Origin of the sequence: Kribbella jiaozuonensis (assembly GCF_005233875.1) — a bacterium.
Lineage (GTDB): Bacteria > Actinomycetota > Actinomycetes > Propionibacteriales > Kribbellaceae > Kribbella > Kribbella jiaozuonensis.
The window spans coordinates 247,566-269,695 of the sequence record NZ_SZPZ01000007.1 but is presented as its reverse complement, the minus strand read 5'-3'; the positions used below and the strand labels follow the sequence as shown (position 1 = coordinate 269,695).

The following is a 22,130-nucleotide window of genomic DNA, read 5'->3' as shown; positions in this document are numbered from 1 at the left end:
GCTCTCTTTCGGAGCCGGCCAGCTGCATACATCAGGCGGTCAGCTTGGCCGTTGCCCGGCTAGCATGCGGTAGATGCGGATCTGGGTCAGTGGAGCACGAGGCAAGCTGGGCGCGGAGGTCTGCCGGCAGTTGGTTGCCGACGGCCACGAGGTGATCGAGGCCGACGTCACCGGACCCGATCCGGTCGATCTGCTGGACCGCGATGCAGTTGCCCGTTCGTTGCGTGGTGCTGATGCGATCGTGCACTGCGCCGCCATCGCCAGCCCCGAGAACATCGAGCCGGTCCGCCTGTTCGAGATCAACACGATCACGACGTTCAACGCCCTCGAAGAAGCCTGGAAACAAGGCATCCGTACGGCGGTACTCGCCTCCAGCGGATCGATCTACGGTACCGCCTGGTCGCCCGACGAGATCGGCACACCGGACGTCCCGATCGACGAGAACACCGAACTCCGGTACGTCGACCCGTACGCGCTCACGAAGGACGTTCTCGAACGGACGGGGCAGACGTACGCACGCCGCGGCGCACAGGTCACCGCCCTGCGCTTCCACTGGATCCTCACCCCCGACGAGGTACGCCGGTACATCGCCGGAGCGCCACCCGAAGACAACCGTCGCAACCTCTGGGGCTACGTCGACCTAGCCGAAGCCGCCCGCGCCTGCACCCTCTCGCTCCATCCCCGCACTCACAGCCCGTACGCCACCCTCGTCATAGCCGCCGAAGACACCGGCCGCTACGAGCCCACCAGCGACCTCCTGGCCACGTACTCACCCCACACCAAGATTCACACGAACCTCGAGGGCACCACCTCCCTCTTCGACACCACCCGAGCCGCCGACATCATTGGTTGGACCCACCAAACCACCTGGCGCACCCACTAGCTCAGCCGCGGCGCTGCGGGTGATCAACCTTCATGCCGCACGCGCCGAGCCCGTGGCCGAGCCGTCGGGGCGTGCGCTGGACCAACCGCTGCACCTGGCGCACCTACTAGCTCAGCCGCGGCGCGGCGGGTGATCAGCCTTCAGGTCGCAGGCGCCGACCCCGTGGCCGTACCGTCGGGGGCGTGCGCTGGACCTACCGCTGCACCTGGCGCACCCACTGGCTCAGCCGCGGCGCGGCGGGTGATCAGCCTTCAGGTCGCAGGTGCCGAGCCTGTGACCGTGTCGTCGGGGGCGTGCGCTGGACCTACCGCAGCACCTGTTGCCGGAGTGGTTCAGGGGGCGCGGGTCCCGGCTGTCCGCGGCTGATCGGTTGGTGCGGGCGGGATCCCGTCTGGTTTGGGGACTAGGTGGTGAGGTGTTGGCGGATGGTGGTTAGGTCGGTGGTGACGGCGGTCTGGCGGGACTCGGTGGCGTTGGTGTGTTTGGCGAGTTGGGCGGCGGCGGTGGTGCAGCGGTCGGTGAGGCGGGTAGCTCGGTCGGCTGCAGCTGTTTTGTCGTTCTTGCTGGCGGTGCGGATGCTCCAGTAGCGGAAGGCGCCGATGCCGATCAGGATCAGGCCGGCGACGATCCAGATCGCGTTCACGAAGCCGAGGCCGATCGCTACGATCGCGCCGACGCCGACGAGTACGGCCGGGACGGCGAGCTTGCCAGCTGTGACGGGGCCGGCGGACTGTTTGATCGTGGACAGGGCTGTGTTCAGTTGGAGCTGGTCGGGGCCGTCGGGGCGGATCGCGATCGTGTGGGAATCGCTGGTCACGTCGATCTGCTTCGGGCTCGGTTGGCCCGCGACCTGCGCGAGGTCTTCGATCGCCGGGAGGACGGACGGGCCGATGACGCGGAGTACGGCTGCTGCGAGGTGGGGGTCGTCGGTCTGGCTCAGGTCGTTGGCTAGCAGCTCGTCGACGGTGCCGACCGAGTCCTCGAGGCGCTCGACAGCAGACTCACCGGCGCCGCTGATCTGAGCACGCAGTACGGCGACCCGCGCCAGCGACTCACGCTCCGGCTCACTCCCTTCGGAAATCAACAACCGCAACAACCCCGCAGCACTATCCGCAGCAGCCGCACCCTCAGCACTTGCACCCGCAGCACCCCGACCACGCCCGCCCTGCGGGCGCCTGGAACCTCGCCCGGACTCGCGGCCGGAGCCGTGCCCGCCGGCGGCGTCGAGGCCGGTGTCTCGTGTGGTGTGGCGCCGGGAGCCATCGACCGGCCCGTGCCCAGTGTCGCGTGTGGCGTCGTGGTCGAGGGCGCGGTTGGCGGCGTGCCCGGCATCGCGGGTGGTGTCGCGGTTGGAGGCGTCGCCGGTGTCGCGTCCGTTGTCGGGTGCGATTGGGCGGTCGGTGTTGTTCGTGGAGTTGGTGGTGGGGGAGATGTAGCTGAGGGTGGGAGCTGGTTCGCGGGCTTCTGTGTTGCCGGCTATGGATTCGATGGCGTTGCGGATTCGGGCGAGGCGGGTGCGGGCGGTTTCCTGGTCTGCGACGGCTTCGAAGCGGGTGCCGGATGCCCGGGGCGCCTCGCCGCGTTTCTCCAGCTTCGGCAACCAGCCGTCCGCAGGAGGCGCGGCAGACTGCAGCCGCTTCACCACCAGCTCCAGCCCGTCCGCCCCGAACCCACCCCGAGCCGCAGTAGCCCACAGCACCCGCTGCACCCGCGTAACAGTCTACGCCGAACGCCCCATCCAGCCACTCACTCCGCACCTGATGACGCTGCCCAAGCGCAGCCAACGCCAGCGCCAGGAACGTCGACGTACGGCGCTCATCCAGCCCCATCGCCGTACCGAGCGCCGCCTCGTCCTGCCCCGCGATCAGCGCGTCAATAGCCGGCCCCAGCCAGTACTGCGGGACCGCCGCGCCAACCGGCGGCAGCGGAGTACCGGAAGCCATAGCCGTCAACACCCGAGTCGCATACCGCCGGAGCTCAGCAGCCTCGACGAATCCTGCCATCTCGTAGCGGAGATCGGACAGCTCGACGAACGCGTCGAAGGCGGTGGAGAGGCGATTGACCCGTTCCTGCAGACCACCCTGGATCTGGGACAGCTGGGACTGCAGTCGCGAGGTCTGCTGCCGCGCGTACGACATCTCGCTCTGCAGATCTTCGAGCTGCTCGTTCTGCCGCTGTTCCTGCCACCAGTTCGTCATGGTCCCCTCCGAAGCGATTGCTCTCCGGAAGGATGCCGTGCCGGCGGGTCATCAAGTCGTGGGGACCAGGCGGAGCTGGAGCATGGCGGCGAAGCGGGAGTCGGGGTCGTCGAGGTCCAGCCCGCCTACCTCGGCCAGGCGGCGCAGGCGGTACCGGAACGTGTTTGGATGCACGTAGACCGCCGCAGCAGCCGCTGCGACGTCGCCAAACGCGTCGAGCCACGCCCGCAGGGTCTCAACCAGGTCGGTGTTGTGCTGGCGGTCGTATGCAACGAGTCGCGCGATCGGACCGGTCGGCTCGTCGCCGCGCGCTTCGATCAGATCGCGCAGTTCGAGCAGCAGAGTGTCCACGTGGACGTCCGCGAGCCGGGCCACACGTGGTGCGCCACGCCCTGTCCGCAGTACCCGAAGTGCGCGGTCGGCCCCTGCACGTGCGTTGGGTAGGTGCGCTGCATCGGCGACGACCGGGCCGACCCCGATGCTGGCGGCAACGCGATCGCCGATCCGTTCGAGGAAGTGCTTGCCGATCCGTACGGCGCGCTCCTCGCCGTCGGACCGGTCCGGGCGTACCGGAATCAGCCCATAAGCAACATCCCCAACCAACGCAGCCGCCGCCCGCGGATGCACAGCGCCCAGATGCATGGCGAATGCATCGGCCAACCGCTGACGCTCCCCGGCGAGCCCGGCCTGGCTGACGAGCGACTCACCCGCAACGTCGGCAACGACGGATTCGTCCGCGTCGGAAGGGATGATCCCCAGAGCCAGTACGACGACAGCCTGGCCGGCCAGGCCCAACCGGTCCAGGGCAGCGCGAGCACCCGCGCCACCTTCCAGCGCCGTACTGACGAGGTCGGCGCGCAGGCGGCGTTCGACGTCGGCACCGGCGCGGATGCGAAGCATGTGCAAGGCAACTAACTTCGCGGCGTCGCAGAGCGCCTGGGAACGTTCGGCGGTCAGCGGGTCGCGCACGGCGGCCCAGATCGAGCCGAGGATCTCGTCGCCGGCGCGGACCGCGACCGCCACCCGCGGGATCGTGAAGGTCTCGCCGGCGGCCGGCAACGGCGGCACGTGGACCGGCCGATCGGTGCGGTACAGCTCGCGGAAGATGCCGTACTCCGTCAACAGCCGGAAGTACCGCTGCGGTACCTGACGGCCGAGCACCGTCTCCACCCGCGCCTTGTCGGCCTCGTCCTGCCGCCCCGAGAACGCAAGCACCCGCGAGCTGCGGTCCTCGATCGTGACCGGCGCGTCGAGCAGCGCGGCAGTCGCGTTGGCGAGCGCGAACAGATCGCCGGAGGGCATGCCGGCCAGGGTCTGCACCTCACCGACATCGCCGTCGGCGAGCAGAGACCGCAGCAGTACGGCGAGTTGGTCCCACGACGCGCCGCGAGTCAACGCCAGCAGCGCGACGCCCGACTCGGCCACAGCGGCAGCCAAGAGGTCACCGGCCGCGATGGGGGAGCGGACGACCAGCCCGGCGGCCTGCTGACGGCCGAGGTCACGCAGTACGTCGGCGATCCGGTCGGGCTCGTGGAGACCGACGCCGAGGACGAGCGCGTTCGAGGGGAGCACGGGCTCGTCGAGCGGATCGTGGATGACGATCCCGCCGATCTCCGCCGGCCCATCCGGATCACCGTGTACGAGCTCCAGCAAGGTCGCGCCCAGGTCGTCGAGAACCCGGCCGAGGCTTGCCCGCGGTCGATTCGTCACCGCTCACCTCCGAGCCCCCAGCGTAGGGCCTGTCAAAGCGGTAGCCATTCGGTAGCAGTCGTCACGGCGGCCAGTTCGGCCTCGAGCGGTTCGATCCCGATCCCGGGGCTCGTCGGCACCGGCAGATACCCGTTGTCGAGGGTGAACGGCGGCGTGATGTCGGTCCGGTAGTAGCGGTCCGAGGCCGACGTGTCGCCGGGCAGCGTGCACCCAGGTAGGGCAGCCAGGGCAACGTTCGCGGCTCGGCCGATGCCGGTTTCGAGCATGCCGCCGCACCAGACCGGGATGTCGTTGGCGACGCACACGTCGTGAATGCGGCGCGCCTCCAGATAGCCGCCGACGCGTCCCGGCTTGATGTTGACGATCGCGCACGCACGCAGCCGGATCGCAGCGGCCGCCGCGCGCGCCGACGTGATCGACTCGTCCAGGCACACCGGCGTACTGATCTGCTGAGCCAGATCCGCGTGCCCGAGCACATCCTCCTCGTCGAGCGGCTGCTCGATCAGCAACAAATCAAACGGATCGAGCCGAGCCAGATGTCGCGCGTCCGCCAGCGTGTACGCCGTGTTGGCGTCGACCTGCAGCAGGATGTCGCCGAACTGCTCCCGTACGGCGCGCACCGGCTCGATGTCCCACCCCGGCTGGATCTTCAGCTTGATCCGCTTGTACCCCTGCTCGAGATACCCGCCGACGGCATCCAGTAACTCACCGATCGAGTCCATGATCCCGACCGACACCCCGCACGGCACGCGATCCTTCACCGCACCCAACTCACGCGCCAACGGCCGGTTCTCGGCCCGCAACTCGGCATCGAGTACGGCAGTCTCCACCGCGGCCTTGGCCATCCGATGCCCGTGGAACCGACTCAACGCGGGCCCGACCCCGACAGCAGAATCCACCGAAGCCAGTGCCGGTACGAAGAACCGCCGCAGTACGTCGGCCGCCGCGTCGACGTACTCCGACGAGTACAGCGGCCCGCTCATCGCAACGCACTCGCCCCACCCCTCGGCCTCCGTGCTCACGGCGCGCACGAGCAGCACGTCCCGCGTCGTCTCGGTGCCGAACGACGTCCGGAACGGCGACACCAACGGCATCGAGATCCGCCGCAGCTCGAATCCGGTCAGCTTCATCACAACCCTTTCTGCTCGACGACATACCATCCGGCCCGATCGAATCCGGTCACCCGCGCACCATCCGCGAGCAACCCGCCCAGCACCTCACGCAACGCCGCCCGCCACGCCTTCGCGGCACCCGGATCCGTACGCCGCAACCCCTCGACATCAGGCGGTACGGCGACCAGCAGCACGTCACCAGCGGGTGCACCTTCAGTCGGCCGCCCGTCCGCTCCACACGCCAGCGCAACCGTTGCCCCAGGCATCATCCCGACGTCGGTGATCACGGACCGGCGAGCCGCAGCGGCACCGACGGCAGGAGAATCCAGCTCCCACCGGACCAGTAACCGATCGGTGTCGTCGCCGCTGTTGATCCCGTCGCGCATGTCGCCGTAGAAGTTCGTCAGGTACTCCGTCGGCCGCGCCGCGAGCTTCGCCACGTTGAAGTACGCGTTGCGCCGGATCAGTGGATCGAACGTCCACGAGATCGTGGACACCCCTCGGCGCAAGGCCCAGGCGCGCTGATGCAGTTTCAACGCGAACCCGACGTTGCGTCCGCGCGCAGCCCCCGACACCCCGGCGACGTGGCTGTGCATCGAGACCTCCGCCGGCGCCGAGAAGAACCCGACACAGGCGCCGATCAGCTCGTCCCCGTCATAAGCCCCGCCGACGTAGTTGCCGGCCTTCGTCAACGCCCGCAGCAACTCCGTCGTCACCGGCGGATTGCTCGGATCCGGCCGCCAGATCGAGTCGTACAGCCGGTAGACCTCATCGAGCTCAGCCAGCTCCCGCAACTCACGCACCCGTACTCCGGCCGCAACCGCCGCGTCGATACCCGCCTCCGTCGCGGCGGCAATCGACGGGCTGAGATCGACCGTCATGGCCGGTCCATCAGATCGGTCAGCAGTGCGGCCAGTAGAGCTGTCCGCGGGGCGAGTTCGGCGACCACGACGTGTTCGTCGTCGGCGTGCGCGCCACCACCGACGGCGCCCAGCCCGTCGAGGGTGGGCGTACCGATCCCTGCGGTGAAGTTCCCGTCCGATCCGCCGCCGACCGCAACCGACCGCAAAGCTGGCAGGGCCAGATCCGCCGCGAGCCGGGAAGCTCGCGCGTACAGCTCTTCGGACATCTTCCGCTCCAGCGGCGGCCGGTTCGGCCCGCCGATGATGTCCAGTGAGTTGCCGGGCAGCACGGGGAGCAGGGCGTGCATCGCCTCGTCCACCCGGAGTTGCTCCTCGACCGTCCACGCACGCGCATCGACAAAGAACGCAGCAGCAGCCGGCACGGTGTTCCGCGTGGTCCCTGAGGTCAGCACCGTCGGCGTCACCGTCGTACCCAGCTCGGCGTCGCCAAGGTTGCTCACGGCAAGCACTTGGTGCGCGGCCTCGACCGAGGCGTTGATGCCGAGCTCCGGCTCCAGGCCCGCGTGTGCCGCCCGACCGGTGATCCGCACCTCGTAGACCGAGACGCCCTTTCGCTCGAGTTTGAGCGCACCGGCATCGGCCGACGCCTCCAGCACCAGAGCGGCCGAGCATCCGGCAGCCTCGGTCTCGATCAGCTCCCGCGACGACGGCGACCCCAGCTCCTCGTCCCCGGTCACCAACAGCGTGACAGTTGCCGACGGCAACGTGGAGATCGCATGCAGCGCCATCACCAGGCCGGCCTTCATGTCGAAGCATCCCGGCCCCCGCAGTACGCCGTCCTCGATCGTGAACGGATGCGTGGCCAGCGAACCGAGTGGCCACACGGTGTCGTGATGCGCGAGTACCAGGACCCGGCGCGGTCCGTCACCGAGCCGCCAGCGCAGATGCGTGCAGCCGTCGACCACGACGTACTCCGGCTTGGACCCGAGCCGCTCCGCTCCGAGCTGGGCCACGACATCCGCGCTGTGAGCCACCGCCGCGACATCCGACGACGGCGACTCACGGGTCACCAGCGTTTCGAGATCCGCGAGCATCTGCGGCAACCGCGCCGCGAGGACCGACTCACTCATCCGCTGACCTTCGGCGTAGCCCGGACTCCGAAGTGCACGTACTTCTCGCCGGTCGGCAGCGAGTAGAACGTCACCGGAGTCCACGTGAGCGACCCGGGCGCCCGGACCACGAACAGGTCGCCGCTGTCGTCGACGGGCGTCATGCGCAGCTCCTCCGTCGGCTCCGGCAGCAGCTCGGCCAATGGCCCGGTGATCGTCATCCGCAGCAGCGGACCCTCGTCGTCGACCAGCACCTCCTGGATCGTGCTGGCGCGTTCGTACCGGCCGACATGCCGGCGTACGTCGACCTCCAGCGGCTCTGCCGGGGGAGCGAGCGGAGTGGGCATCGAGACGCCTGCCAGCTCGTCGAAGATCTCCCGGTAGAGGTCCTCGTACAGGTCACGCGTGTGACCGCCGTTCGTCAGCAGTACGACGGCCAGCCCCTCGTCCGGCAGCACCCGCAGGAACGCGGCCTGGCCGATCGTGTTGCCGTCGTGCCCGATCAGCCGCCGGCCGTCCCAGCCGAACCGGATCCAGCCGAGCCCCCACGAGTCACCGAGTGAATACTTGTCCGGCAGCTCCGCCTGCTGTGCGGCCATCGCCGTCACCGAGTCCTCGCTGAGCAGCCGGGTGCCGTCCGGCGCGACGCCGTCGTTGAGGTGCAGTCGGGCGAACGCCAGCGCGTCCGCCACGGTTGACGTGATCAGTCCGGCCGGGCCGAGCGAGCGGGGGAGTTGCCAGACCGGTGCGCGCTTCGGCTCCTCTTCGCCTTCGCTGACGTGTCCGACCGCGGCCGAACGGAGCAGTGCCTCTTCTGGCAGGGTGATCGTGTTCTGCAGACCGAGCGGCGTGATGATCCGGTCCCGCAGTGCCTGGTCCCAGGTGGAGCCGGTGAGCTTCTCGATCACCCGGCCGGCCAGCGAGAAGCCGGAGTTGCAGTACGACCACGTCGCGCCGAGCGGATGGTTCTGGACGACGTCGGCCAGCAGGTCGACGTACTTCTCCAGGCAGTCATCACCTCGGCCTGTGTCGGTGAAGACGTCGCCGTCGATCCCACTGGTGTGCGTGAGCAGGTGCCGCATCGTCACCTGCTTCGCGACGTCCGGATCACCTAGCTGCAGCTCGGGAAGCACCTGGCTGATCGGTGCGTCCAGCTCGAGCAGTCCTTCGTCGACGAGCTGCAGTGCGAGCGTCGCCGTCCAGACCTTCGACATAGAACCGATCTGGAAGACAGAGTCGGTCGTGGTCGCCACTTCGGTGTCCTTGTTCAGTACGCCGGTCGCGGCCTCCACCAGCTCGTCCTCCACGCCCGGCCGCACCCGCAGGATGCCGAGCGTCGCACCTGGTACGCCGTGCCGCGCGGCCAGCGTGGTCAGTCGACGCTGCCAGTGCGCCGCGTCGATCTTCGCCCGGCGCGGACCGCTCGCGTCTCCGGCGTACTGCTCGACCCAGTCGCGGATGCGCCGGTTGAAGTCGAGGCGATGGGACGGCCGGCCTTCCACGATGAACAGGTGACTGGCGTCCGGGTACAGCACCAGCTGGCTCGGTACGCCGTTCTCGCGCAGGGCAGTGTGCCACTGCTGGGCCTGTCCGACCGGGCAGCGTACGTCGGCGTCGCCCTGCAGGATCAGCGTCGGCGTTGCCACCTTGCTGACCTCGGCGAACGGCGACATCGAGCTGTAGTCGGTGGAGCTGTTCAGCTCGTACACGTCGAGGAAGTGGCCCATGTCCGACGTACCGGCCATGCTGGTGAGGTCGCTGACCACCCCGCCCGTCACAGCTGCGGCGAACCGGTCGTCGCGGCTGGTCAGGTAGCAGGTCATGAATCCGCCGTAGCTGTAGCCGGCTACGGCCAAGCGGTCGGCGTCAGCGATGCCCTCGGCAACCAGTTCGTCGAGCGGCTCGAGGAAGTCGCGGGCATCCGCCGTACCCCAGGCTCCGAGCGCTGCGTTGAAGAACTCCTCGCCGTAGCCGTCACTGCCACGAGGGTTGAGCAGCAGCACAGTCCAGCCGTGAGCGGCCAGCTCTTGGTGGTAGAGGTGCACCTCGTCGGCTGCAGCGTTCCACGCGTTGTGCGGACCGCCATGGATGTCCAGCAGCAACGGCTGGGGTCCGTCAGCGGCCGGGTCGCGGACAAGCCACCCAGACACCACAGTCCCGTCGGAGATCGTGAACTGCCTCTCCTCTCTTACAAACGCGTTCGGGACCTTCTCGTCGTATGTCGTGCGCGTTGTCGCCTCGCCGGTCGCCAGGTCCAGCGTGACGATCTCCCCGAAGGACGTGGGCGTGCTGAGCGCGAACGTTGCCACCCCACCTGCCACGGACAGCCCGGAGACGACCTGTCCCGGTTCACCGAAGACGTGCTGAGGGACGCCACCCTCAACAGGTACCGAGAACAGGTGCGTGCACCCACGGTCCCGGACCGCGAAGAGGACAGTCTCGTCCACGAGGGTTGGCACGGCACCCGGGTACGCAGGTCCGCCGGCCATCACGTTGCGGTCGAGGGGAGCCGCCAGGTTCACCATCTCGCTGGTGTCCAGGGAGAGCTTCAGAAGCCCTGCGTGACCGACCGGTCCGGAGAGCATGCCGACGATGAGCAGCGCGGCGCCGTCCGCGGTCCAGGTCACCGTGCCCGCGAGTCCGTCAGCCAGACCGACCAGCTGCGGTTTCGCCTTGGCATCTGAGGCGTCGAGCACGTACGCCGGAGCAGTCGGGGTCAGGTCAGCGTCAGGTGCGGTGGCTGCTCCGAAGGCGAGCTTGGACCCGTCCGGTGACCAGGCCGGGTCGCCGGCGTGCCAGTCGCCCTCCGTGGCCTGACGGCACTCCTTCGACTCGACCTCGACCAGGTGCAGGTGCTTGCGGATCGTCCTCAGCCAGCCCGCGCCATCGGCCTGGTAGTCCAGTCGCTCCGTGACAATCGGCGCGTGCTCGTCACCAGCTGCAGTCTCGACTGGTGCAGCGAAAGCGATCCGCTTGCCATCCGGACTCCACTTCGGAGCTCCCGCACCCAGAGGCAGCTCGGTGAGCTGCGACGGCTCACCACCTCCGGCCGGCAGCAGCCAGATCTGTGCAGGCCCGTCCTTGGCTCGCAGGAACGCCAGCTGCGACCCGTCCGGCGACCAGACGGGGGTTGTGTCCGATTCGCCGCGGGTCAGCTGCTGCGGCGTACCACCGGAGGCCGGGATCCGCCACAGACTCCGCAGTGTGCGGTCGGCCTTTGCGTCGGTGGTCCGGAGGACATAGACGAGCTGGGTGGCGTCCGGCGACAGCGCCGGCTGCTCAGGTACGGCTAGCTCGGTCAGGTCGTCGATGCGCAGACGTCGGGTCACTGGGAGTCCTCCTTGAGTTCCTGCAGTACAGGCGGGTTCGAGCCGACCGCCCGCAGTACGCCGGCTGCGTGGTGACAGGCGGCGCGGTGCAGACGGTGATCGGCCTCGGGGGTGGGATCGAGGGTCAGACAGTGCTCGCGGTCGGTCCGGATCAGCGGACCTATCGGGCACCTCGGATGGAACCGGCAGCCCGCCGGCGGATAGTGCGGATCGGCCGGCTCCGCGTCGGCGACCAGGGCCTCGTCCGGTGGCGGCAACGAGGTCGAGCCGCGTCGCGGAGCCGCCGCGAGAAGCTCTTTGGTGTAGGGGTGTTGAGGGTTGCTGAGTACGTCGCGGGCAGGGCCGACTTCGACGATCCGGCCCAGGTACATGACTGCGACGATGTCGCTGACGTACCTCACCACGGCCAGGTTGTGCGAGATGAACAGCATCGACAACCGCAGCTCGCGTTGCAGCGTCCGGACCAGGTTCAGCACAGTGCCCTGGATCGACACATCCAGAGCGGAGGTGATCTCGTCGGCGATGAGCACCTCCGGCTTGCCCGCCAGCGCCCGCGCGATCGCGACCCGCTGCCGCTGACCGCCCGACAACGCACCCGGGTACGCCGACACCCGGTCGGCCTCCAGTCCGACGAGCTCGAGCAACCGGATCACCTCGTCGCGTCGACGATCCGCTCTGGGCATGGCCTCGGCGATCGAGTCGCCGATGGTCATCCGTGGATCCAGTGAGGAGTACGGATCCTGGAACACCATCTGCAGCGGACGTCGATCCCGCATCGGTACTCCGTCCAGCAGGATCCGACCGCCCGCAGGTTCGGCCAACCCCACCGCTGCCCGTGCCAACGTCGACTTGCCCGACCCTGACTCACCGACCAGTCCGACCACCTGACCCGACGGCACGGTCAGGTTGACCCCGTCGACGGCCGTCAGCGCGCGCCCGTACCGGATCGTCACGTCTTCGAAGCGCAGTTCGCTCATCGCTGCCCCGTCCGGAAGTTCGAGTACTCAGCCTGCGCCTGCGGATGCCAGCACGCCACCTGGTCGACCAGCACAGGGTCCTCGGCCCGGCAGCGGTCGGACGCGAACGCACAGCGCTCCGCGAACGCACACCCCACCGGCATCCGCGCCGGATCCACCGGACGCCCTGGGATCACCGCGAGCGGTTCGTCGAGCGGAGTGTCCAGATCGGGTACTGCGGCCAGCAGCGCCCGCGTGTACGGATGCCGCGCACCATTGGCCAGCTCCGTCGACGGGAGGTCCTCGACGATACGTCCGGCGTACATCACCAGGACGCGATCGCAGATCTGGGAGACCACGCTGATGTCGTGGCTGATCAGCAGCACCGCGACGTCGTCCTCGGTGCGGATCGTCTCCAGCAACCGCAGTACCTGTCGCTGCACGGTGACGTCGAGGGCAGTGGTCGGCTCGTCGGCGACGATCAACGCCGGTGCGCCCATCAGCCCCATACCGATCATGGCCCGCTGCCGCATGCCGCCGGAGAACTCATGCGGGTACTGCCGCGCCCGACGCTCCGCAGCAGGTACCCGTACCGCCCGCAGCCGATCGATCGCTCGGTCCATCGCGGCCCGACGAGTGAGGCCCTGGTGCTCGCGTGCACCCTCAGCCAGTTGTACGCCGATCCGCTTGGTCGGGTTGAACGAGGTCATCGGGTCCTGGAACACCATCGCGAACGACGTACCCAGTAGCCGTCGCCGCACCGCCGCCGTACTGCGGACCGGCAGCCGGCCGAGCAGGGGAGCGCCGAGGAACGACAGCTCGGCCGCACTGACCTGTCCCGGCGGCTCGATCAATTGGGCGACGGCGAGCGCGGTCAGGCTCTTCCCCGAGCCGGACTCGCCGACCACCCCGACGATCTCGCCCTTGTGGATCGTGAAGCTCACACCGCGGACGGGAGTGACCGGTCCGGGGAAGCTGACCTGCAGGTCCTCCACCACGAGCACGGCGTCGTTGTCGTCGTCACGTGCGGGCGTGGCTTCCGGCGTACGGTCGGCCCAGCGCGCACGGGGAACCTGTACGCCGAGACCCTTCGCCACCGCCTCGCCGAACAGGTTGAACGCCAGCCCTGCAATGACCACAGCGACTCCGGGGGCGAGTGCCGCGGCTGGATGCACGTAGATGCCGCTGAGGCTCTCGCCCAGCATCCGGCCCCAGTCGTACGCCGGCGGTTGCACGCCCAGCCCGATGAACGACAGCCCGGCAAAGGCGAGCAGCGTGCCGCCCGCGCCGATCGTCGCGTTCACTACCAGCGGCTCGGCGATGTTCGGCAGGATGTGCCGCACGAGCATCCGGAACCGGCCGACCCCCGCGATCCGCGCCGCCGAGATGAAGTCCCGCTCCGCAACCCCCGCGACCAGCGTCTGCGTCAGCCGCGCGAACGACGGCGCACCCGCGAAGCCGATCGCCAGTACGGCGCCCTTCGCGCCCACTCCGAACACGACGGCGAAGAACAACGCGAGCAGCAGCCCGGGAAAGGCGACCGCGATGTTCACCACAGCCGTAGCGATCCGGCCGCCACGCTTGCCCAGGATCGCGGGCGCACTGCCCAGCGCGAGCCCTGTGACCACTGCGATTGACGTCGCGAGCAGTGCCAGCAGGATCGACGTACGCGACGCGACGAGCACCCGGTAGAAGATGTCGCGGCCGAGGTTGTCGGTGCCGAGCCAGTGCTCCGCAGACGGTCCCTGCAGCAGGTGGTCGGTGTCGATCGCGTTCGCCTGGTCTGACCAGAGCACCGGCGCGAAGACGGCAAGCAGCAGCACGACGAGCAGGAGCAGGCCGGCACCCGCGCCCACCGGCGTACGAAGTACTGCCATCCAACGGCGGCGCATCAGCTCTCCCTGATGGTGGATCGGGGGTCGAGCAGGGCGAGCGTCACGTCGACGGCCAGATTCACCAGCAGTACGCCGACGCCGTACACGAGGACCACGCCCTGCACCAGCGGGTAGTCCTTCGCGATGATCGAGGACACGATCGTGCTGCCGAGTCCGGGCCAGCCGAAGACGTTCTCGACCAGTACGGTCCCGGCGACCATGCCACCGAGCAGCAGGCCGCCCAGCGTGATCGTGGCCGTCACTGCGTTCGGCAATGCGTGCCGCAGATAGATGGCCGCCGGAGGCAGTCGCTTCGCGCGGGCAGTGCGCAGGTAGTCCGTCTGCAGCACCGCCAGCAGCTCGACGCGGCAGATCCGTGCGAGCACAGCAGCCGGACCGACTGCCAGCGACAGCACCGGCAGCACGTACGATGCGACGCTGCCGCGACCCGCGACTGGGAACCAATGCAGCGTCACCGCGAACACGTAGACGAGCCCAACCGCCAACAGGAACTCAGGAATCGCAGCGAGCACCACTGCTGTCGAGGTGAAGCCCAGCTCAGCTCGTGGCCGACGGCCTCCGCGAGTCAGGACTCCCATCACCAGACCGAGCGGTACTGCGATCAGCACCGCCACCAGGAACGCCGCCACGGCCAGCTCGACCGTGGCCGGTAGGCGGTCCCGGATCACGTCGGAGACGGGCAGGCCGGTCGTGATCGACGTACCGAGGTTGCCGGTGACCAGGTGGTGCAGGAAGTTCAGGTACTGCTGCCAGAGCGGGTCGTCGAGGCCCAGCGAGGCACGCTGGGCATCGACGAGGCTCTGTGCGGCAGCAGGTCCGAGTGCTCCCCGGACCGGGTCACCCGGGATCAGGTGGATCATCAGGAAAGCAGCACTGACCAGGACGAGGACAGAGCCGACCAGCCGGCCGAGCCGCCGTACGGCGAAGCCCAGCCACGGGTGTGTGGTGAGGACCGGGCTGCTGACGGTGGCCGTCACTGGCTGAGCATCTTGATCGACGACGGGATCACGCTGCCCTCGCTCAGGTCGAAGGTCGCGCCCTTGCCGAAGACCGGCACGGTTGCGTTCACGAACGGCACCAGGTTGACCTGCTTGAACAGAGCGCGCTCGGCCGTCGCCCAGTCCGCGCAGCCATCGGCGCCGGGGATCGCGGCGGCCTTGGCCACGGCAGCGTCGTACTCCGGGTTCTTGATCGAGGAGAAGTTGCTGCCGTTCGGGGGACCGGTGCCGGAGAGGAAGCTGACCAGCTGGCTGGGCAGGGACACGGTCAGCGGGATCAGACCGGCATGCCAGGTGCCTTGCCCGGCCAGGACGACAGTGCTGATCTCGGCAGTGGAGACGGCCTTGAGGGACACATCGACACCCAGCTCACTCCACGCTTTCTGGAGCAGCTCCGCGCCGGACTGCAGCGTCGGGCCGAGGCTGGTCGGGTAGTAGAAGACCAGCGACAGCTTCGTACCGGCCTTCTCCCGGATGCCACCCGCTCCGGGCCGCCAGCCCGCCGCGTCGAGTGCCGCCTTGGCCGCGTCCAGGTCGTGACCGGGCAGGTTGCCGGTGACAGTGTCGTCGGGGCACGGACCCATGCCGGGGGCAACCAACCTGGTAGCCGGCGAACCGGTGCCGCTGGTGATCACCTTGCCGAGCTGAGCGAGATCGAGTGCCTGCGTGAGCGCCTTGCGTACTCCGAGGTCCGCGGTGGGCAGACCGGACTTCTGGTTGAACCAGAGCTCACCCAGTGGGGTGCCTGCCTCACGCTGGAACGTCTTCTGAGCCTGCAGCCGCTGTTTGTCCGGTCCGGCGATCGCGGCGACGTTGACCTGCCCGGACAGCAGCAGGTTGGCCGCAGTGGTCTCGTTGCTGACCACCTTCAGCACAACCTTGTCCGGCAGACCGGACTGTCCCTGCTTGAAGTCACCCGGCCCCCACGCGTACTCCTTGCGACGGGTGAGCGTGTAGTGGTCGCCGGGGACGGCCTCCGCGACCGTGTACATGCCCGTGCCGTCCGAACCCTGCTTGAGGATGGTGCGATCCTTCATCCCCTTGCTGCACACGATGTGCAGCCCACCGACGTTGCGGACCAGGAAGGCGTCCGGCGCCGGCGCTGTCACGGTGACTGTGCCGGTCGTGTCGTCGGCCGTCGCCTTGGCGCCCGGTGGGATGAACACACCGATCCGCGTCGACTTGTTGGCCGGGTCGCCGACGAAGTTGATGTTCTGCGCGACCGTACTGGCCGTCAGCGGGCTCCCGTCCGCGCAGGTGACTCCCTTGCGCAGTGTGTACTTCGCCGTGGTGCTGTTGCCCTCGAACTTGTCGGCGAGACCAGGCACCTGCTTGCCGTCCGGGCTGATGCCGACCAGCGAGTCGTACAGGAACCAGTCGACCTGCATGGTGACCGACAACGAGGTGAACTGCGGATCGAGGTTGCCGGGGTCGGCGCTGATCGCCATGGTCATCGTCTTGCCCTCGGCGGCCTGACTGGTACTCGCGGTCTGCTCACCCGAACTGCAGGCGGACAAAGCGAGACCGGTGGCCAGGGCTCCGGCGGCTAGAGCGGTGCGTACGGTTCGCATGTTGCCTCCGGGAGTCAGACAGCTGCGCGGCGGAGGGCCCGGCCGCTGTGCAGGTACAGGGCACGGCCGGAGCCGTCGTCGCCGACGAAGACGTGCGGCTGGTGCATACCGTGCTCGGCCTTGACCGCGATCAGGCTCTGCTCGTCGCGACCGACCAGCTCGACCGGGTCGGGTTTCGGACCGAGTTCGGTGAAGATGCCCTTCGGGGTCTGGTCGAGCCAGATCTTCCCGTCCTCGTCCTGGCGCACGGTGATGTCGGCGACCTCGCAGCTGTACGTGCCGAGGACCCGGTCCACGTCCACAGACGCCGGCTCGGCCGGTGGGGTGGGCAGCGGCGGCAGGGTCAGTCCGGCAAGCTCCTGGACCAGGTGGCCGAAGACCTTCTTGTAGACCTCGATGGTCTCGCCGCCGTTGGTCAGCAGCGCGACAGCGAGCCCGTGCTCGGGAACGACCCGCAGGAAGGCGTTCTGGCCGATCGTCCCGCCGTCGTGGCCGATCACCTTGGTACCGCCCCAGTCGAACAGCTCCCAGCCGAGGCCCCACGACTCGCCCATCATCCCGAGAGCCGGCAGCTTGACCTGCGGTTCCTGCATCGCCTTGACGCTGGCGGCGCTCAGGACGGCCTTGCCGTCGGCCGCAGTACCGGAGTCCAGGTGGAGCTTGGCGAAGGCGAGCAGGTCGCGAGCACTCATCGCCAGCATCGCGCCGGCGGGAGCCATGCCGCGGGTCATCGCCCAGATCGGTGCGGGTACGGGCGCGGCGTCGGTCTCCGGCTGGATGTGTCCGACAGCGGCCCGGTGCAGGATCGCCTCGTACGGATCGGTCGCGGCGTGGGCCAGGCCGAGCGGCGTGAAGACGTGCTCCCGCAGTGCAGCGTCGTACGGCGTGCCACGCAGTACCTCGACGAGACGCCCGAGTACTGCGAAGCCGGCGTTGTTGTAGGAGAACATCTCGCCGGGCGGGAAGAGCTGCGTGGTCGTGGACAGCGAGGCGACGAACTTCTCGACGGCGTCGTCGCCCTTGCCGGTCTCGTTGAAGATGTCGCCCTCGAACCCGGCGGTGTGGCAGAGCAGCTGCCGCGCGGTGATCACGGCGGCCGCGGCCTCGTCCTTGATGACGAACTGGGGCAGGTACGTCCGGATCGGCTGGTCGAGGTCCAGCTTGCCCTCGTCGACCAGCTGCATGACCAGCGTGGTCGTCCAGACCTTGGTGATCGACCCGATCTGGAACACGGAGTCAGGTGTCGTGTCGACTCCGGTCGATTTGCTCAGTACGCCGGCCGCGTGGTCGATCACCTCGCCGCCCAGCAGTACGCCGACCGCTGCACCGGGGACCTGATGCTCGGCGAGCAGCGTCGCCAGCCGGTCTTGTAGCCACGTCTCGATCTCGCTCAGAGTCGCCATGCGCCGACGCTAGGCGCGCGACCACCTCCCGGTATTGGTGCCGGCGAACGAGGAGCCGACCGCAATTCGTTCGATCCGACGAAGCAGGGGTGCCATGATCGACCGGTGGTCAGCTACCCCGACGGCCTGGACCCCGAAGAGCTCGCCTTCCAGCGCCTCTACGGCCCCTGGAAGCAGTCCGCCCCGGCCGACGCCCAGCGCATTCTGGACGGCTACGAAGGTGAGTGGTGGATCGCAGGCGGCTGGGCGATCGAGGCGTTCACCGGCGTACGGCGGGAGCACGAGGACGTCGATCTGTCGCTGTGGCGCCGCGACATCGAGCCGCTCCGGCAGCACCTGCAGGGCTCCTACGACCTGTGGTCGAACGCCGGCGGCCGGCTGCAGCCGCTGACCGACCAGCGCCCGGAGCAGCCCGACGACGCCGACCAGATCTGGCTCCGGCAGCACGCCCTGGCGCCGTGGGAGTTCGACGTGGTCGTCAACCCGGACCGCGACGGCCGCTGGGTCTTCCGCCGTGATCCGGCCCTGGACTTCGCCCTGGACGAGATCACCTGGATGGCGGCTGACGGCATCCGCTATCTCAACCCCGAGATGGCGCTGGCCTACAAAGCCAAGCTCGCCCGGCCCAAGGACGAGCAGGACCTGGCCGCCGCGCTGCCGCTCCTCAGCCGGGCGCAGAGGACGTGGTTGGCCGACATGATCGACCACCTGCACCCCGGTCACGCCTGGCCGGGCCGGATCCGCAGGTAGTCCGCCTGACAGGCCCAACACGCGGGAACATCCGTGGCGGACATACTCTTGAAACCGACATGACTGCTTCCGACCGGCGCACGGTGTACCTGGACCACGCGGCGACGACTCCGATGCTCCCGGCTGCGATCGAGGCGATGACCCATCACCTCGCCCGCACCGGCAATGCGTCGTCCCTGCACGGCTCCGGCCGGTGTGCCCGGCGGACGGTCGAGGAATCACGGGAGTCGATCGCTGCCGCGCTCGGTGCGCAGCCCAGTGAAGTGGTGTTCACCTCCGGCGGCACCGAGGCGGACAACCTCGCGCTGAAGGGCCTGTGGTGGTCCCGCCTGGCCGAGGACCCGCGCCGCCGCCGGATCCTGCTGAGCGGTATCGAGCACCACGCCGTCCTCGACCCGGCGATCTGGCTCGGTCAGCACGAGAAGGCCGAGATCGAGTGGCTGCCGGTCGACGAGCTCGGCCGGGTGAGTCCGGACGACGTACGGCGGGCCCTCGAGAGCGATCCGGAGTCCGTGTCGTTCATCACGTTAATGATGGCGAACAACGAGGTCGGCACGCTCCAGCCGGTCCGCGAGATCGCGGAGCTCGCCCAGCAGTACGGCGTACCCGTGCACACCGACGCGGTCCAGGCGATCGGGCAGGTGCCGGTGGACTTCAGCGAGCTGGGCGTGGACGCGATGACGGTGTCGGCGCACAAGCTCGGCGGTCCGTACGGGATCGGTGCGCTCGTCGTCCACAAGGAGACGAAGCTGACCCCGATCCTGCACGGCGGGGGACAGGAGCGCGACGTACGGTCCGGCACGCTCGACGTACCTGCGACGGCCGGCTTCGCCGTGGCGATGGAGCACGCGATCAAGCACCAGGCCGACGAGGCGCGACGCCTGACCGAGCTGCGGGACGCGCTGATCGAGGGCATCACCAGCACGGTCGAGGGCGCCCAGCTGTCGGGTGACCCGGCCGGCCGCTTGCCCAATAACGCACACTTGTCCTTCAGCGACTGCGAGGGCGACTCGCTGTTGCTGCTGCTCGACGCACGCGGCATCGAGGTGTCCACCGGGTCCGCGTGCAACGCCGGGGTCGCCGAGCCGAGCCACGTCCTGCTGGCCATGGGGTACGACGACCAGCGGGCCCGCGGCTCGCTCCGGTTCACCCTCGGGCACACTTCGACCCGGGCCGACATCGACGCCGTCCTGGACAACATCGGACCGGTAGTGGAGCGCGCGAAGTCCGCCGGTCTGCAGAACGTGGGAAGGAACACCTGATGCGGGTACTCGCAGCCATGTCCGGCGGAGTGGACTCCGCGGTCGCGGCGGCGCGGATGGCCGAGGCCGGGCACGACGTGACCGGAGTACACCTGGCACTCAGCCGGAACCCGCAGTCGTACCGCAGCGGCGCTCGTGGGTGCTGCACCATCGAGGACTCCCGTGACGCGCGCCGGGCCGCGGACGTGATCGGCATCCCGTTCTACGTCTGGGACCTGGCCGAGCGCTTCCACGCCGACGTGGTCGAGGACTTCGTCAGCGAGTACGCCGCCGGCCGTACGCCGAACCCGTGTCTGCGCTGCAACGAGAAGGTCAAGTTCAGCGCCGTCCTGGAGCGGGCGCTCGCGCTCGGCTTCGACGCGGTCGCTACCGGTCACTACGCGCGGATCGTGGACACTGCGTCCGGTCGTGAGCTGCACCGGGCGGTGGACCCGGCCAAGGACCAGTCGTACGTGCTCGGCGTGCTCACCCAGCAGCAGCTCGCCCACGCGTTCTTCCCGCTCGGTGACACGGTGAAGACCGAGGTGCGGGCGGAGGCCGAGCGGCGCGGGCTGTCGGTGGCGGCCAAGCCGGACAGCCACGACATCTGCTTCATTGCCGACGGCAACACCGCGGGCTTCCTCGGCCAGCACCTGGGCGAGGCTCCCGGCGACATCGTCGACGCACAGGGCAACAAGCTCGGCTCCCACCAGGGCACGCACGGCTTCACCATCGGCCAGCGCAAGGGGCTGAAGATCGGCACTCCGGCGGCGGACGGCAAGCCGCGGTTCGTCCTCGACATCAGCCCGGTGGACCGCACGGTCACCGTCGGCTCCCGCGACGAGCTGGCAGTTTCTGAGCTGACCGCCTCCAAGCCGCGCTGGTGCGGTCCAGAGCCGACCGCCGAGCTTCACGCAACCGCCCAGCTCCGTGCACACGGCGAGGAGGTCGCCGTGACCGCAACAGTCGACGGCGATGAGGTGCGGGTCTCCTTCGACGAGCCCACCGCCGCGGTTGCCCCCGGGCAGGCGGTTGTGCTGTACGACGGCACCCGCGTGATCGGCTCCGCCACCATTGACGCAGTTCAGCGCGTAGCCTCCGCCGTATGACGACAACGGGCCTCGGCTCAGTCCCCGGTGACGACATTCGCGAGTGGATGCGCGCCGTACTCGAGCTGGTAGACATCCCGTTCCTCCCGGAGCTGCCGGCACGCCCGTACGGCGACATGCTGAGCCGGACCGTCGCCGTACTGACCGAGCTGGCTGCGGACCTGCAGCCGGCCGGCTGGCGGCTGACCGGTGGAGGCGATGCGCGGGCGAGTCTGGACCAGCGGCGGGCGCGGGCTCAGCTGCAGGAAGACCTGGACGTGCTCGAGGAGTACGCGTACGAGTACGAGGGGCCGCTGAAGATCCAGGTCACCGGGCCGTGGACGCTGGCGGCGTCGATGGAGCGGCCGCGCGGTGACAAGGTGCTGGCGGACCACGGCGCGCGGCGGGATCTGGCGCAGGCGTTGGCCGATGGGGTGCAGCAGCACGTGGCCGAAGTACGGAAGCGCGTGCCGGGCGCTGAGCTCGTGTTGCAGATCGACGAGCCCGGACTGCCCGCTGTACTCGCTGGAGCCGTCCCGACGGCGTCTGGCTGGAGCAAGCACCGCTCCGTGGACGGTCCGGGCGCTGTGGAGCTCCTGAGCATGTTCACCACGGCCGCGCCGACAATCGTCCACTGTTGCGCAGCTCGCCCGCCGATCGAGGTCTTCACCAAGTCCGGCGCCGCTGGGGTAGCCATAGACGTCTCGCTCCTGAACAACGCCGCCTGGGACCAGATCGCCATCGCCGCCGAAGCCGGCACCACCCTGTACGCCGGACTCGTCTCTACAACCGGTCCGCTCCCAGAGCCGGATCACGCCGCCGCACCCCTGGTACGCCGCTGGCGCGAACTCGGCCTGGACCCGGAGCTGATGAAACAGATCGTGATCACCCCGGCCTGCGGACTCGCCGCCGCTCCGTCACCAGGCGACGCCAGAGCGCGACTAGAGCTCCTTCGCCGGATCGTCGACGTCGTCGGAGAAGCCGCCGACGCCTGACCAAAATAGTCGGTTATCCCCTGTAAGTT

16 protein-coding genes are annotated in these 22,130 nt (G+C 68.9%); 5 read left to right on the top strand and 11 right to left on the bottom strand.

All coding sequences use genetic code 11. The features are described 5' to 3' along the window. Window positions 1-73: 73 nt before the first annotated feature. Window positions 74-883 carry an NAD-dependent epimerase/dehydratase family protein gene (locus FDA38_RS39800; RefSeq protein ID WP_137259368.1) on the top strand — a complete coding sequence of 270 codons (810 nt, stop codon included), beginning with the start codon at window positions 74-76 and terminating at the stop codon, window positions 881-883. 403 nt (window positions 884-1,286) lie between these two features. Here the strand turns inward: FDA38_RS39800 and FDA38_RS39795 are convergent, their stop codons facing one another. The 11 genes from FDA38_RS39795 to FDA38_RS39745 form a co-directional block, all read right to left on the bottom strand. After that, entirely contained in the window at window positions 1,287-2,591 is a 1,305-nt protein-coding gene (locus tag FDA38_RS39795) for a hypothetical protein (RefSeq protein WP_137259367.1), read from the bottom strand. 541 nt (window positions 2,592-3,132) lie between these two features. After that, a complete protein-coding gene (locus tag FDA38_RS39790) occupies window positions 3,133-4,791 on the bottom strand; it encodes a PucR family transcriptional regulator (protein WP_137259366.1) in 1,659 nt (552 codons plus the stop codon). Window positions 4,792-4,823: 32 nt separating this feature from the next. Continuing rightward, the gene (gene menC / locus FDA38_RS39785; RefSeq protein WP_137259365.1) at window positions 4,824-5,921 is read right to left on the bottom strand and encodes an o-succinylbenzoate synthase; all 1,098 of its coding nucleotides are present in this window, start codon (window positions 5,919-5,921) and stop codon (window positions 4,824-4,826) included. Further along, window positions 5,921-6,784: a GNAT family N-acetyltransferase gene (locus tag FDA38_RS39780; RefSeq protein WP_137259364.1), complete on the bottom strand. Its 864-nt coding sequence runs from the start codon at window positions 6,782-6,784 to the stop codon at window positions 5,921-5,923. Before FDA38_RS39780 ends, menC begins: the two co-directional genes overlap by 1 nt. Beyond that, window positions 6,781-7,896 carry a M20 family metallopeptidase gene (locus FDA38_RS39775; protein WP_137259363.1) on the bottom strand — a complete coding sequence of 372 codons (1,116 nt, stop codon included), beginning with the start codon at window positions 7,894-7,896 and terminating at the stop codon, window positions 6,781-6,783. Before FDA38_RS39775 ends, FDA38_RS39780 begins: the two co-directional genes overlap by 4 nt. Then, entirely contained in the window at window positions 7,893-11,204 is a 3,312-nt protein-coding gene (locus FDA38_RS39770; protein ID WP_137259362.1) for a serine hydrolase, read from the bottom strand. Before FDA38_RS39770 ends, FDA38_RS39775 begins: the two co-directional genes overlap by 4 nt. Next, window positions 11,201-12,181, bottom strand: a complete 981-nt coding sequence (locus FDA38_RS39765; protein ID WP_137259361.1) for an ABC transporter ATP-binding protein — start codon at window positions 12,179-12,181, stop codon at window positions 11,201-11,203. The genes FDA38_RS39770 and FDA38_RS39765 overlap by 4 nt, the downstream gene beginning before the upstream one ends. Continuing rightward, entirely contained in the window at window positions 12,178-14,052 is a 1,875-nt protein-coding gene (locus tag FDA38_RS39760) for a dipeptide/oligopeptide/nickel ABC transporter permease/ATP-binding protein (protein ID WP_170990023.1), read from the bottom strand. Before FDA38_RS39760 ends, FDA38_RS39765 begins: the two co-directional genes overlap by 4 nt. Continuing rightward, a complete protein-coding gene (locus tag FDA38_RS39755; protein WP_137259360.1) occupies window positions 14,052-15,032 on the bottom strand; it encodes an ABC transporter permease in 981 nt (326 codons plus the stop codon). The genes FDA38_RS39760 and FDA38_RS39755 overlap by 1 nt, the downstream gene beginning before the upstream one ends. Further along, window positions 15,029-16,624: an ABC transporter substrate-binding protein gene (locus tag FDA38_RS39750; RefSeq protein WP_137259359.1), complete on the bottom strand. Its 1,596-nt coding sequence runs from the start codon at window positions 16,622-16,624 to the stop codon at window positions 15,029-15,031. The genes FDA38_RS39755 and FDA38_RS39750 overlap by 4 nt, the downstream gene beginning before the upstream one ends. 14 nt (window positions 16,625-16,638) lie before the next feature. Continuing rightward, window positions 16,639-18,027 (bottom strand): serine hydrolase domain-containing protein, encoded by a 1,389-nt coding sequence (locus FDA38_RS39745; RefSeq protein ID WP_137259358.1) that lies wholly within the window; start codon window positions 18,025-18,027, stop codon window positions 16,639-16,641. A 105-nt stretch (window positions 18,028-18,132) separates the two neighbouring features. Here FDA38_RS39745 and FDA38_RS39740 point away from each other — a divergent pair, with 105 nt between their 5' ends. From FDA38_RS39740 to FDA38_RS39725, 4 genes are read left to right on the top strand one after another with little or no spacing between them, the layout of a single operon-like run. Beyond that, a complete protein-coding gene (locus tag FDA38_RS39740; RefSeq protein WP_137259357.1) occupies window positions 18,133-18,777 on the top strand; it encodes a nucleotidyltransferase domain-containing protein in 645 nt (214 codons plus the stop codon). Between the two features lie 59 nt (window positions 18,778-18,836). Continuing rightward, window positions 18,837-20,039, top strand: coding sequence for a cysteine desulfurase family protein (locus FDA38_RS39735; RefSeq protein ID WP_137259356.1), 1,203 nt, complete (start codon window positions 18,837-18,839; stop codon window positions 20,037-20,039). Beyond that, on the top strand, window positions 20,039-21,127 hold the full coding sequence (gene mnmA, locus FDA38_RS39730; protein WP_137259355.1) for a tRNA 2-thiouridine(34) synthase MnmA: 1,089 nt from the start codon (window positions 20,039-20,041) through the stop codon (window positions 21,125-21,127). The genes FDA38_RS39735 and mnmA overlap by 1 nt, the downstream gene beginning before the upstream one ends. Further along, window positions 21,124-22,101, top strand: a complete 978-nt coding sequence (locus FDA38_RS39725; protein WP_137259354.1) for a uroporphyrinogen decarboxylase/cobalamine-independent methonine synthase family protein — start codon at window positions 21,124-21,126, stop codon at window positions 22,099-22,101. The genes mnmA and FDA38_RS39725 overlap by 4 nt, the downstream gene beginning before the upstream one ends. Window positions 22,102-22,130: the final 29 nt, after the last annotated feature.

Coding starts and splice junctions, on each gene's coding strand:
- FDA38_RS39800 (WP_137259368.1), top strand. CDS start 74: ATGCGGATCTGGGTCAGTGGAGCACGAGGCAAGCTGGGCGCGGAGGTC.
- menC (WP_137259365.1), bottom strand. CDS start 5,921: ATGAAGCTGACCGGATTCGAGCTGCGGCGGATCTCGATGCCGTTGGTG.
- FDA38_RS39780 (WP_137259364.1), bottom strand. CDS start 6,784: ATGACGGTCGATCTCAGCCCGTCGATTGCCGCCGCGACGGAGGCGGGT.
- FDA38_RS39775 (WP_137259363.1), bottom strand. CDS start 7,896: ATGAGTGAGTCGGTCCTCGCGGCGCGGTTGCCGCAGATGCTCGCGGAT.
- FDA38_RS39765 (WP_137259361.1), bottom strand. CDS start 12,181: ATGAGCGAACTGCGCTTCGAAGACGTGACGATCCGGTACGGGCGCGCG.
- FDA38_RS39760 (WP_170990023.1), bottom strand. CDS start 14,052: ATGCGCCGCCGTTGGATGGCAGTACTTCGTACGCCGGTGGGCGCGGGT.
- FDA38_RS39750 (WP_137259359.1), bottom strand. CDS start 16,624: ATGCGAACCGTACGCACCGCTCTAGCCGCCGGAGCCCTGGCCACCGGT.
- FDA38_RS39745 (WP_137259358.1), bottom strand. CDS start 18,027: ATGGCGACTCTGAGCGAGATCGAGACGTGGCTACAAGACCGGCTGGCG.
- FDA38_RS39735 (WP_137259356.1), top strand. CDS start 18,837: ATGACTGCTTCCGACCGGCGCACGGTGTACCTGGACCACGCGGCGACG.
- mnmA (WP_137259355.1), top strand. CDS start 20,039: ATGCGGGTACTCGCAGCCATGTCCGGCGGAGTGGACTCCGCGGTCGCG.
- FDA38_RS39725 (WP_137259354.1), top strand. CDS start 21,124: ATGACGACAACGGGCCTCGGCTCAGTCCCCGGTGACGACATTCGCGAG.